Source organism: Rathayibacter sp. KR2-224 (assembly GCF_049446075.1).
In the GTDB taxonomy this organism is placed as follows: domain Bacteria; phylum Actinomycetota; class Actinomycetes; order Actinomycetales; family Microbacteriaceae; genus Humibacter.
Genome location: NZ_JBMSEB010000001.1, coordinates 1,527,149 through 1,539,282, shown reverse-complemented (window position 1 = coordinate 1,539,282; position 12,134 = coordinate 1,527,149). Strand labels below are relative to the sequence as shown.

The window sequence follows — 12,134 nt, the reverse complement described above, 5'->3', positions numbered from 1 at the left end:
GCACAAGAGACCCGGAGTTCGTCCCACGCCGGGCGCTCCGCACACGACGTAAGGGTTCACGGGGTCGGACGTCGGGTGCAGAGCGCATAGTTGTACCATGGCGATCGGCATGCTGCTGCTCGTCAGCGCTGCGCTCGGGGTGAGCTTCGCGGAGTCGTACGCGCTGGCGTTGTACCGGCGCGCTGTGCGCGGCTCGCACGAGCGGTACGTGTGGCGCAGCCGCTACATCGTGCTCGCCTCGCTCGTTGCGCTGCTTGCCACGATCATCGCCGTCGCCGACGTGATGGTAGGCGACACGTTCTTCGCAGCCATCTGGCTCGCGATCGCGGCCATGCGTGTCGTGGTGCTGATACTCAACCGCGACAAGGACGATGACGACTGGTTCAAGCGCGCGGGGCGGCGCATCCGTTCCGGCCTTCGCCGGCTCGCGGCGGCGTTGACGCCGAGGCCAGGAGCAGCGGCGCCCGTGCCTGCGTGAGCGGCGCTCTCGTCCGCCGCGCGCTCGGGGAATTCCTCGCAGGTGCGCGGCGTTATCCTGGAACATCCTTGTCGCGCTGGTGCAGGGGGATTGCACCGCGATCCGCCTTCCCGACGCCGAGGGTGAAGGCGACAGCGAGGACAGGGGAGAGATGGACCAGGCGGACCCGTTCGGCTTCATGGGACTGACGTACGACGACGTGATGCTCCTGCCGGGGCATACCGACGTGATTCCGAGCGAGGCCGATACGTCGTCGCGCCTGACCAAGCGCATCACGGTGGCAACGCCGCTGCTCTCCAGCGCGATGGACACGGTCACCGAGGCACGCATGGCTATCGCCATGGCGCGCCAGGGCGGCCTCGGCGTTCTGCACCGCAACCTCTCCATCGAAGACCAGGCCACCTACGTCGACAAGGTGAAGCGCAGCGAGTCAGGCATGGTGACCAACCCCGTGACGACGCGCCCAGACGCGACTGTTGCCGAGGTGGATGCGTTGTGCGGCCAGTTCCGCGTCTCCGGCCTTCCCGTGGTGGAGGATGACGGCACGCTCGTCGGCATCATCACCAACCGCGACATGCGCTTCGTCTCTCCGTTCGAGACCTCGACGACGCTCGTGCGCGACGTGATGACGAAGACTCCGCTCATCACGGCTCCCGTCGGCATCGACCCGGATTCCGCGATCGCCATCTTCGCGCAGCACAAGATCGAGAAGCTGCCGCTCGTCGACGAGGAGGGCAAGCTCCGCGGGCTTATCACCGTCAAGGACTTCGACAAGAGCGAGAAGTACCCCAACGCCACGAAGGATGCCGAGGGCCGGCTTCGCGTCGGCGCCGCGATCGGCTTCTTCGGCGACGCATGGGACCGCGCGATGACGCTCGTCGACGCGGGTGTCGACGTGATCGTCGTCGACACGGCCAACGGGGACAGCAAGGGCGTGCTGGAGATCATCCACCGCCTCAAGCACGAGCCTCGCGCAGGACACGTCGAGGTGATCGGCGGCAATGTCGCCACTCGCTCCGGTGCCCAGGCCCTGGTGGATGCAGGTGCCGACGCCATCAAGGTCGGCGTGGGGCCCGGGTCCATCTGCACCACGCGCGTCGTTGCAGGCGTGGGCGTTCCGCAGATCACCGCCGTGTACGAGGCATCCCTCGCCGCTCGCCCGGCGGGCGTTCCCGTGATCGCGGACGGCGGGCTGCAGTACTCCGGCGACATCGCGAAGGCCCTCGTCGCTGGCGCGGACACCGTCATGCTCGGTTCCCTGCTCGCCGGATGCGACGAGAGCCCCGGCGACCTGGTCTTCCTGAACGGCAAGCAGTACAAGAACTACCGCGGCATGGGGTCGCTCGGCGCGCTCCAGACCCGCGGCAAGAAGACCTCGTACTCGCGCGACCGCTACTTCCAGGCCGACGTGCCGAGCGACGAGCAGCTCATCCCTGAGGGCATCGAGGGTCGCGTCCCCTACCGCGGCCCGCTGTCCGCCGTTGCCTACCAGCTCACCGGCGGCCTTCGCCAGTCGATGTTCTACGTCGGTGCACGTACCATTCCCGAGCTGAAGGAGCGCGGCAAGTTCGTGCGCATTACGCCGGCTGGTCTCAAGGAGTCGCACCCGCACGACATCCAGATGGTCGTCGAGGCGCCGAACTACACGCGCTGAGCGTCGTCTGAGGTCTTGGCCCGTTTCAGCGGTTCGGGTCGGTCGACGCCGCCCGGTTGACCGGGCCGCGCGCCTCTGCCAGAATTACTGTCCGAACGGTCGGTAACTAATTCGACCGTCGTTGCAGGCTGGTCCGGCGCGATGAAGGGCGGGCGACGATGTCCGACGCGTACCTCGTCTCGCGCGTGCGCACGCCCGTCGGCCGCTACGGAGGCGTGCTGTCCGGCGTGCGTCCCGACGATCTGGCGGCGCTCGTGGTGCGGGAGGCCGTGCGTCGCTCCGGGGTGCCGGACGAGGCGATCGACGAGGTCATCCTCGGTGCGGCGAATCAGGCGGGCGAGGACAATCGCAACGTTGCAAGGATGTCCGTGCTGCTGTCCGGTCTGCCCGACGAGGTGCCGGGTGTGACGGTGAACCGGCTGTGCGCATCTGGGCTCACGGCGGTGACCATGGCCGCGCAGGCCATTCGCGCAGGGGACGCGGATGTCGTGGTGGCGGGCGGCGTCGAGTCGATGAGTCGCGCACCATGGGTGCAGGCCAAGCCGGAGCGGGCGTTCGCGAAGCCGGGCGACCAGTTCGACACCTCGATCGGATGGCGCTTCGTCAACCCCGTGCTCGCTGCCCGCGACAAGGCGACGTACTCGATGCCGGAGACGGCGGAGGAGGTCGCCAGGGTGTACGGCGTGAGCAGGAGCGATGCCGACGCGTTCGCCCTGCGCAGCCACTTCCGTGCCGTTGCGGCTGCCGATGCCGGACGTTTCGACGACGAGCTCGTTTCCGTGCCGACCAAGGCCGGTCCCGTCATCGTCGATGAGGGTCCGCGCCGAGACACCAGCATGGATGCCCTCGCCCGGCTGCGTCCCGTGGTTGCGGGCGGGCGCGTGGTGACGGCCGGCAACTCGAGCCCGCTCAACGACGGAGCGTCCGCGCTCGTCGTCGCCAGCGCCTCTGCCGTCGAGCGGTACGGGCTGACTCCGCTTGCCCGAGTCGTTGCCGGCGCGAGCGCCGGAGTCGCACCCGAGGTGATGGGCATCGGACCCGTGCCCGCCACGCGCAAGGCGCTGCAGCGGAGCGGCCTCGGCATGCACGACATCGGGAGCGTCGAGTTGAACGAGGCCTTCGCGACGCAATCGCTCGCCGTCATGCGCGAGCTCGAGCTCGACGACTCCATCGTGAACGCCGACGGCGGGGCGATCGCGCTCGGGCATCCGCTCGGCTCCAGCGGATCCAGGCTCGTGGTCACGCTGCTCGGCCGGATGCTTCGAGAGGGCACGAGATACGGCCTCGCCACGATGTGCGTCGGCGTCGGCCAGGGCACCTCGCTCATCGTGGAGAGCGCATGACCCGGCAGCGGACGTTGCGCGTCGAACGCGCCGGAGACCGTACGGTCGTCACCCTCGATCGCCCTCACACCCGCAACGCCATCGATCAGGCGATGGTGGACGAACTGCACGAGCTGTGCGCCGAGCTGGAACGGGACCCGGGCATCCTGATCATCGTGGGAGGCGATGGCGTCTTCGCCTCGGGTGCGGACATCGCCGAGTTGCGCGACCGCACGGCCCAGGATGCGCTCGCCGGTATCAACACGCGTCTGTTCCTGCGCATCGCGCGGCTGCCCATGCCGGTGATCGCGGCCGTGGACGGATGGGCTCTCGGCGGAGGTGCAGAGCTCGCCTACGCCGCGGACTTCCGCATCGGCACACCACGCACGGTGTTCGGCAATCCGGAGACCGGCCTCGGCATCGTCGCGGCCGCCGGCGCCACCTGGCGGCTGCCTGCGCTCGTGGGGGAGTCGCTGGCGAAGCAGTTGTTGCTGGCCGGACGCCGGCTGAACGCCGAGGAGGCGCTCCGTGCCGGGCTGCTCAGCGAGATCGTGGAGCCCGCCGACCTGCTGCCTGCGGCACACAGGCTCGCCGACCGCATCGCATCCATGGATGCCGCGGCCACGATCGCGACGAAGGCACTGCTTGCCGCTCCTGCGGAGGCGCACCCGGAGGCCGAGCTCCGCGAGCAGGCCGTGCTCTTCGACTCCCCGGAGAAGCACAGGCGCATGACGGAGTTCCTCGAACACAGGAAGAGGAACGCGCACGCGGGCCCCGACGGAGCGGCACAGACCGCAGGGGCCGAAGCGGACGGAGGCACGCCATGACGACCCCGCTTCCGCCAGTCGTCGGCGTGCTCGGCGGGGGAACGATGGGTGCAGGCATCGCGCACGCCTTCCTGCTCGCCGGATGCCTCGTGCGCGTCGTCGAGCGCGACGCCGAGCAGTGCGCGGCGGCATCCGCTCGCGTGATGCACGCCGTACGGGCGAGCGTCGAACGCGGCACCACTGCGGAGACCGTGGACGCCCTTGCCGCCCGGCTTCTCGTAGGCGCGACCGACGACGCGTTCGCAGAGTGCGCCCTGGTGATCGAGGCGGTGCCCGAGCAGTTCGAGCTGAAGGTCGAGTCGCTGCACCGCATCGAGCGGGCGGCACCGCACGCCGTGGTTGCCAGCAACACATCCGCGATCTCGATCGACGACCTTGCCGAGGCCGCGACGCGGCCCGAGCGATTCCTCGGGCTGCACTTCTTCAACCCCGTTCCGGCATCGAAGCTGGTCGAGGTCGTGCGAGGGTCGGCGACGACGGACGACACCGTGGGGGCAGCGCAGGACTGGGTGGCCGGTATCGGTAAGACCGCGATCACCGTGGCCGATGCACCCGGTTTCGCCTCGAGCAGGCTCGGCGTCGCGCTCGGCCTCGAGGCGATCCGCATGCTCGAGGAGGGCGTCGCGAGCGCCGACGACATCGACAGCGCGATGGTGCTGGGCTACCGGCATCCGGTCGGGCCGCTGCGGCTCACCGACATCGTGGGGCTCGACGTGCGGCTCGGCATCGCCGAGTACCTCCAGCGGCGACTGGGTGACCGTTTCGCACCTCCGCAGCTGCTGCGCGACAAGGTGGATGCCGGTGAGCTCGGCCGCAAGAGCGGTCGCGGCTTCTTCGACTGGCCGGAGCAGCCGGAGTGAACAAGTCCTTGGGTCACCCGGCGTCTGGGCGCGCGTCCACCATGAGGTTGGTGATGCGTGCGGTGCAGAGCAGCCGGCCGTTCTCGTCTGTGATCGTCACGGCGTGGGAGGTGACGCGCCGTCCGAGGCTGATCGCCTCGGCGACTCCCGTGACCAGCCCCGACCTCGCCGAACGGTGGTGCGTGGCATTGACGTCGAGGCCCACGGCGGACCTGCCGGGCCCGGCATGGATGACCGCGGCCCACGATCCGAGAGCCTCCGCGAACGCGACGGATGCGCCGCCGTGCAAGAGGCCGAACGACTGGCGATTGCCCTCGACCGGCATGGTCGCCACGACCCGCTCCGCCGACTGCTCGAGGATCTCGACGCCCATCTTCACGTCGAGCTCGCCGAGCACGATGCGCCACGTGCCCTCGTCGTCTGCAGCGTGTGCCACCGTGCACCCCGATCCGTTCGTCTTGCCGACCGCGAGTCGGCCGAGTGAGCCGCAGTCGGTCCGTCAGGGACCGACCGAACGTTCGGCAGGGTATCAGCACCGTCCGATTCCGCGAGACCACAGCCTCGTGCCGCGACCGTCGGCGTCACCCGTAGTCCGGGCGCACGAGAGCCGATTCGCGAGTGTGATCAGCAGCAAGGGAGGCACAGCATGACCGACATACTGCCCAGCTACGTGCAGGGATCCTGGTGGACGCCAGGCGACGACACCGACGTCGTGGCCGTGCGCGACGCGTCGACCGGCGAGGTGGTGACGCATGTCGGCACGAACGGGCTCGATCTGGCAGGGGCGCTCGAGTATGCACGAACGGTGGGGCAGGCATCTCTCGGCCGCCTGACCTTCCATCAGCGCGCGATCCTGCTGAAACAGTTGGCGCAGGCGCTCACCGAGCGCAAGCAGGAGCTGTACGAGCTGTGTGCGGTGAGCGGTACGACGAAGACGGATGCCATGGTCGATGTCGATGGCGGCATCGGCGTGCTCTTCACCTACTCCTCGAAGGGCAGGCGCGAGCTGCCGAACACGCAGCTGGTCGTCGACGGTGCACCGGAGCGGCTGTCGAAGGACGGGTCGTTCCTCGGCAGGCACGTCTACACGCGCCTGCCCGGCGCGGCTGTGCAGATCAACGCGTTCAACTTTCCGATGTGGGGACCGCTGGAGAAGTTCGCCCCCGCGTTCCTCGCGGGCGTGCCGTCGCTCGTGAAGCCCGCGACGCCGACCGCCTACGTGACCGAGGCGTTCGTGCGCATCCTCGTCGACTCCGGGCTGCTGCCAGACGGTTCGCTGCAGCTCGTGACCGGAGGCGTGCCCGACCTGTTCGACAACCTGAGGCTGGGGGACATCGTGTCGTTCACGGGCTCCGCTTCGACAGCCGAGCGCCTGCGCGCACACGATTCGGTGCAGACCGGAGGGGTGCGGTTCACAAGCGAGACCGATTCGATCAACGCGTCGGTGCTCGGCAGGGATGCCGGTCCAGGCACACCCGAGTTCGACGCGTTCGTGCGGGGCGTGGTCATCGAGCTGACCGTGAAGGCCGGGCAGAAGTGCACGGCGATCCGGCGCCTGATCGTGCCGAGCGCGCTGCGGGATGACGTGGTGACGGCGATCGGCGAGCGGCTCGACAGCAAGGTGGTGCTCGGCGACCCGCGCGCGGAGGGTGTGACCATGGGTCCGCTGGTGTCGGCGCAGCAACGCGACGAGGTGCTGCGTCAGCTCCGACGGCTCGTCGACGCAGGCGGCCGCATCGTGTACGGCGACCTGGACGACCCGGTCGTGCGGCGGGCGGATGGAACCGAGGCAGCCGATCCGAGCGGTGCGTTCGTGGCGCCAGTGCTGCTCGCCTTCGACGATCCGTGGACGGATGCCGTGCACACGATCGAGGCGTTCGGTCCTGCCGCCAGCGTGCTCGGCTACGACACCACGCAGGAGGCCATCGACCTGGTCGCCGCGGGCCGGGGCTCGCTCGTCACGAGCGTCGCATCGCACGATGCGACCGAGGTGGCCGAGCTCGTCACCGGCATCGCGGCGTACAACGGGCGTGTCCTGGTGCTGGACCGCGACGATGCCCGCACGTCGACGGGCCACGGCTCGCCCGTCTCGCACCTCGTGCACGGCGGACCGGGGCGCGCTGGTGGGGGCGAGGAGCTTGGCGGCATCCGTGCGGTGCTGCACCACATGCAGCGCACCGCCATCCAGGGCTCGCCCGACATGCTCACGGCCATCACAGGAGAGTGGCATCCGGGAGCCGCATCGAACTCGGATGACGGGCATCCGTTCCGCAAGTCGCTCGCCCAGTTGCGCATCGGCGACCGGGTGTCGTCGCAGCCTCGTGAGGTGACGCTTGCCGACATCGAGCACTTCGCAGAGTTCACAGGCGACACGTTCTACGCGCACATGGACGAAGAGGCGGCCGCGGCGAACCCGTTCTTCCCAGGGCGCGTGGCGCACGGATACCTGCTGGTCTCGTTCGCGGCCGGGCTCTTCGTCGACCCGGATCCGGGCCCGGTGCTGGCGAACTACGGCCTGGAGAACCTGCGGTTCCTCACGCCCGTCTCGCCTGGCGACAGCATCCGCGTGGATCTCACGGCGAAGCAGATAACGCCGCGCGAGACCGACGGCTACGGCGAGGTGCGCTGGGACGCCGTGTTGACGAACCAGCGCGACGAGGCCGTGGCGACCTACGACGTGCTCACGCTCGTGGCGAAGGAGTAGCGACCCGCAGTCCGTCGAGGGCGACGGTGAGTACGTCGTCGGCGAGCTGTTCCGCGCCCTCCGGGCCGCCTGGGCGGTACCACTCGACGATCGAGTTGATCATGCCGAACAGGAGCCGGGTGACGACGCCTGGGTCGATGTCGGCGCGCAGGGATCCCTCGTCGCGGGCATCCTCCACGAGCGCGGCGACCGAACGGTCGAACGACCGGCGCCTCGCGAGAGCGGCTCGCTCCACCTCGGTGTTGCCGCGTACGCGCAGCAGCAGGGTGACGTAGGGCAGTCGCTCCACCAGCACCAGCACGGCGCCGCGCAGCACGTGTGCGAGGCGGTCGGCGGCGGCACCTGAGCGTGCGCCGGGCTCGAGCAGAACGCCCTCGAGCCCATCGAGCGCCTCGTCAAGCGCCAGCCGCAGCAGCTCGTCTTTGGATGCGACGTGGTGGTAGATCGCGGACTTCGACAGGCCCAGCCGCTCGGCCAGCACCCCGACCGACGTCGCGTCGTAACCGAACTCGTTGAACGCGGCGACGGCGACCTCGAGGATGCCCCGCTGGTCGTACCCCGGACGCCCGCGCCTCGTCGCAGTTTCTGGCTTCGTCTCGGTCATCATCCTCAGTCTTCCAGCCTGTGAGTGGGCGTCCGCGCACAACTCGGCATCACCCGAAAACAGGCAAACCGCGCAAGGACAGGAGCATCTTGCCTGCTCTCACGAGGAACGCGCTTTCCTGCCTGTTTTCGCACGGGGCCGTGAGGGTGGAAACGGATGCTCATCGCAGGTCGTACACGCGCTTGTACTTGCCCTCGCTGCGCGGAAGCGTGCCCGGTTCCTCGAGTTCGACGTCCACAGTGGAGCCGAGACGGCTCTTGATGCGCTCGGCCAGCACGACGGCGGCTGCTTCGCACGTCTCGCGGGGAAGACCGGGGTGACGTTCGATGCGCACCGTCATGGCATCCAGTGCCCCAGCCTTCGTCAGCTCGAGCACGAAGTGCGGCGTGAGCGTCTCGATGCCGAGCACGAGCTCCTCGATCTGCGTGGGGAACAGGTTGACCCCGCGCAGGATGATCATGTCGTCGTTGCGTCCGGTGATCTTCTCGATGCGGCGCATGGCGGGCCTCGCCGTGCCGGGCAGCAGGCGCGTGAGGTCGCGCGTGCGGTAGCGCAGCACGGGGAACGCCTCCTTCGTGAGCGAGGTGAACACGAGCTCGCCGCGCTCGCCGTCTGGCAGCGGATCGCCGTTCTCGCCGATCACCTCCGGCAGGAAGTGGTCTTCCCAGATATGCGGTCCGTCTTTGGTCTCCACGCACTCGTTGGCGACTCCCGGTCCCATGACCTCGCTGAGCCCGTAGATGTCGACCGCGTCGATGCCCATGCGCTGCTCGATGGCGTGCCGAAGCTCGTTCGTCCAGGGCTCTGCGCCGAGGATCGCGACCTTCAGACTCGTCGAGCGGGGATCGATTCCGGCCTGCTCCATGGCATCCGCGATCGTGAGCAGATAGCTCGGCGTACACATGATGACGTCGGGCTCGAAGTCCGCGATGAGCTGCACCTGCCGTGCCGTTTGCCCGCCGGAGACCGGGATGACGGTGGCGCCGAGCCGTTCGATGCCTGCGTGCGCGCCGAGTCCGCCGGTGAAGAGTCCGTAACCGTAGGCGTTGTGCACCTTCATGCCTGGCCGCACGCCGGATGCCCGCAGGCTCCGCGCGACCAGCGACGCCCAGCGGTCGAGGTCGCCGAGTGTGTAACCCACCACGGTGGGGCGGCCGGTCGTGCCGCTCGACGCGTGGATGCGCGCCACCCGGGACATCGGCACGGCGAACATGCCGAACGGATACGTCTCGCGCAGGTCGGCCTTGGTGGTGAAGGGCAGCAGCCGAATGTCGTCGAGCGAGCGGATGTCTGATGGCTTCACCCCCGCCTCGTCGAGTTTGCGCGTGTACAGCGGCACGTTGTCGTACGCGTGGCGCACCGTCCACTGCAGCCGCTCGAGCTGGAGCGCGCGCAGGGCATCGACGTCGAGCCGCTCCTCGGGATCGAGCGAGTCCGGATCGGCCGGGGTCATCCGCAGCGGCGCTGCCTGTGTCGTCGTCATCGACGTCTCCCGCGTTCGGTGGTGCTGGTGTCTCCCCACCTGACTTGGCGTACGCCAAGTCTCAGTGGCGGTCTCTGGGGCTGGGACTGGGGGTAGGGGCCGGGGTGAGGGTGGTGGGCGGTGCGGTGCGGCGGGTGGTGACCGAGCGCCCGCGGAACTCGGCGACGGCGTCGCCCGTCTCGTCGACGACGCTGACGTCGTACACACCGGTGCGACCGCGCCGTACCACTCGCCGTGCCGTCGCGGTCAGAACCGAGCCGGCGGTCGTGGACTTGAGAAAGGTGATGTCTGCGCCGGCGGCCACTGTGACGTCGTCGTCCTCGTTGCACGCGATCGCGAAGGCGGTGTCTGCCAGCGCGAAGACCAGGCCGCCGTGGATGATGTCGAAACCGTTGAGCATGTCGTCGCGCACGGGCATCCGCACGACGGCGTAGCCGGCTTCGTCGGTGATCACCTCGATGCCGAGACCCGTGGACGCCCTGTCACGCTGCATCATCGTCTGGCTGCTCATGCACGCTCCTCGCTCATCGTCGAACGCCGCAGGCGCCGGCGGAACAGCGGATGCCCGTGGCCGGCGGCTCGGGGACGAACCTTGTCCGTGTCCCGCATGGCACAATATACTAACTGAACGTTCGGTCAGTATAAGGTTCTGTGGTGGTGGAATTCACGGGCTAATGGTGGGTGGAGTTCACGGGCTAATGCGGCAGTCCAACGGCGGATGGAGCGATTCACGTGCGAATGCGGCAGGGCACGACGAAGTGCCGGCGCCAGATGGGCCGGAGGAAAGACCGCACCGACAGGGGTGAACGATGACGACAGCAAGCGGGATGCCTGGGGATGAGACGCGACCGGCCGCCGCGGGTGCCGCATCCGAATCACGGACGGCGGTTTCGCGGACCGCTGCCTCCGACTCGCCGGTGGCCCATCCGACCGCGGAGGAGCTCACGTTCCAGCGGCTCATCGAGCAGGACTCCCGCGTCGAGCCCACGGACTGGATGCCGGAGGCGTACCGCAAGACGCTCATCAGGCAGATGTCGCAGCATGCCCACTCCGAGATCATCGGCATGCAGCCGGAAGGCAACTGGATCACCCGGGCGCCGAGCCTCAAGCGGAAGGCGATCCTGATGGCCAAGGTGCAGGACGAGGCAGGCCACGGGCTCTACCTGTACTCGGCCACTGAGACGCTCGGCATCGATCGCGAGACCATGTACGAGCAGTTGCTGAGCGGCAAGGCGAAGTACTCGTCGATCTTCAACTACACCACTCCCACGTGGGCCGACATGGGGTCGATCGGATGGCTGGTCGACGGCGCCGCGATCTGCAATCAGGTGCCGCTCTGCCGCTGTTCCTACGGGCCTTACGGCCGGGCGATGGTGCGCATCTGCAAGGAGGAGTCGTTCCATCAGCGGCAGGGCTTCGAGATTCTGCTCACGCTCATGCGCGGCACCGAGGAACAGCGGCGCATGGCGCAGGAATCCGTGAACCGCTGGTACGCACCTGCACTCATGATGTTCGGGCCGCCCGACGGCGAGTCCCCGAACTCGCAGCGCAGCATGGGGTGGAAGATCAAGCGCTTCAGCAACGACGACCTGCGGCAGCGGTTCGTCGACATGATCGTGCCTCAGGCCGAGGTGCTCGGCGTCACGCTGCCCGACCCGGATCTGAGGTGGAACGAGGAGCGCGGCCACTACGACTTCGGCGAACTCGACTGGGACGAGTTCTACGACGTGCTCGCCGGCCACGGCCAGGCCAACACCGTTCGACTGGAGAACCGCCGGGCGGCCCACGAGGACGGCGCCTGGGTGCGCGAGGCCGCGAGGGCGTATGCCGAACGGCAGGATGCCGACCGCTCGGCCCGCCTGGTGAGGATCGCGTGATGGCCGCCTCCGACGAGCAGGCGCAAGGCACGACGGGCGGCCGGGAGACGTGGCCGCTGTGGGAGGTGTTCATCCGCTCTGCGAGAGGCCTTTCGCACGTTCACGCCGGATCCCTCCACGCGCCCGATGCCGTCATGGCCGTGCGCAACGCCCGCGACGTCTACACCCGGCGCGGCGAAGGCGTCTCCGTCTGGGTGGTGCCCTCGAGCGCGATCACCGCTTCGGACGTGGATGCCCGCGGGGCGTTCTTCGAGTCAGCGGAGGGCAAGGAATTCCGTCACGCCACGTACTACACCGACTCAGAGGGGGTGCCGCACCTCTAGCC

12 protein-coding genes are annotated in these 12,134 nt (G+C 68.7%); 8 read left to right on the top strand and 4 right to left on the bottom strand.

What is annotated here, in order from left to right; all coding sequences use genetic code 11:
* Window positions 1–97 precede the first annotated feature (97 nt).
* From ACO2Q7_RS06990 to ACO2Q7_RS06970, 5 genes are all read left to right on the top strand, one after another.
* Window positions 98–478 (top strand): hypothetical protein, encoded by a 381-nt coding sequence (locus tag ACO2Q7_RS06990; protein WP_423354884.1) that lies wholly within the window; start codon window positions 98–100, stop codon window positions 476–478.
* Window positions 479–629: 151 nt separating this feature from the next.
* A complete protein-coding gene (gene guaB / locus ACO2Q7_RS06985) occupies window positions 630–2,132 on the top strand; it encodes an IMP dehydrogenase (protein WP_423354883.1) in 1,503 nt (500 codons plus the stop codon).
* Window positions 2,133–2,290: 158 nt separating this feature from the next.
* Window positions 2,291–3,475, top strand: coding sequence for a thiolase family protein (locus tag ACO2Q7_RS06980; protein ID WP_423354882.1), 1,185 nt, complete (start codon window positions 2,291–2,293; stop codon window positions 3,473–3,475).
* A complete protein-coding gene (locus ACO2Q7_RS06975) occupies window positions 3,472–4,281 on the top strand; it encodes an enoyl-CoA hydratase/isomerase family protein (RefSeq protein ID WP_423354881.1) in 810 nt (269 codons plus the stop codon). Before ACO2Q7_RS06980 ends, ACO2Q7_RS06975 begins: the two co-directional genes overlap by 4 nt.
* Entirely contained in the window at window positions 4,278–5,141 is an 864-nt protein-coding gene (locus ACO2Q7_RS06970; RefSeq protein WP_423354880.1) for a 3-hydroxyacyl-CoA dehydrogenase family protein, read from the top strand. Before ACO2Q7_RS06975 ends, ACO2Q7_RS06970 begins: the two co-directional genes overlap by 4 nt.
* Window positions 5,142–5,154: 13 nt before the next feature.
* On the opposite strand, the gene ACO2Q7_RS06965 is transcribed toward ACO2Q7_RS06970, so the two are convergent.
* Window positions 5,155–5,514 (bottom strand): PaaI family thioesterase, encoded by a 360-nt coding sequence (locus tag ACO2Q7_RS06965; protein ID WP_423355987.1) that lies wholly within the window; start codon window positions 5,512–5,514, stop codon window positions 5,155–5,157.
* A 273-nt stretch (window positions 5,515–5,787) separates the two neighbouring features.
* Between ACO2Q7_RS06965 and paaZ the strand changes: the two genes are divergently transcribed.
* A complete protein-coding gene (gene paaZ, locus ACO2Q7_RS06960) occupies window positions 5,788–7,845 on the top strand; it encodes a phenylacetic acid degradation bifunctional protein PaaZ (RefSeq protein ID WP_423354879.1) in 2,058 nt (685 codons plus the stop codon).
* On the opposite strand, the gene ACO2Q7_RS06955 is transcribed toward paaZ, so the two are convergent.
* From ACO2Q7_RS06955 to paaI, 3 genes are all read right to left on the bottom strand, one after another.
* Entirely contained in the window at window positions 7,823–8,449 is a 627-nt protein-coding gene (locus ACO2Q7_RS06955) for a TetR/AcrR family transcriptional regulator (protein ID WP_423354878.1), read from the bottom strand. The two genes, paaZ and ACO2Q7_RS06955, sit on opposite strands and share 23 nt — an antisense overlap.
* Window positions 8,450–8,609: 160 nt before the next feature.
* Complete coding sequence (gene paaK, locus ACO2Q7_RS06950; protein WP_423354877.1) at window positions 8,610–9,932, bottom strand: phenylacetate--CoA ligase PaaK; 1,323 nt, start codon at window positions 9,930–9,932, stop codon at window positions 8,610–8,612.
* A gap of 61 nt (window positions 9,933–9,993) precedes the next feature.
* Window positions 9,994–10,443: a hydroxyphenylacetyl-CoA thioesterase PaaI gene (gene paaI, locus ACO2Q7_RS06945; RefSeq protein ID WP_423354876.1), complete on the bottom strand. Its 450-nt coding sequence runs from the start codon at window positions 10,441–10,443 to the stop codon at window positions 9,994–9,996.
* A gap of 298 nt (window positions 10,444–10,741) precedes the next feature.
* Here paaI and paaA point away from each other — a divergent pair, with 298 nt between their 5' ends.
* Window positions 10,742–11,809: a 1,2-phenylacetyl-CoA epoxidase subunit PaaA gene (gene paaA / locus ACO2Q7_RS06940; RefSeq protein ID WP_423354875.1), complete on the top strand. Its 1,068-nt coding sequence runs from the start codon at window positions 10,742–10,744 to the stop codon at window positions 11,807–11,809.
* Window positions 11,809–12,132 carry a 1,2-phenylacetyl-CoA epoxidase subunit PaaB gene (gene paaB, locus ACO2Q7_RS06935; RefSeq protein ID WP_423354874.1) on the top strand — a complete coding sequence of 108 codons (324 nt, stop codon included), beginning with the start codon at window positions 11,809–11,811 and terminating at the stop codon, window positions 12,130–12,132. Before paaA ends, paaB begins: the two co-directional genes overlap by 1 nt.
* The last annotated feature ends 2 nt before the right edge of the window (window positions 12,133–12,134 follow it).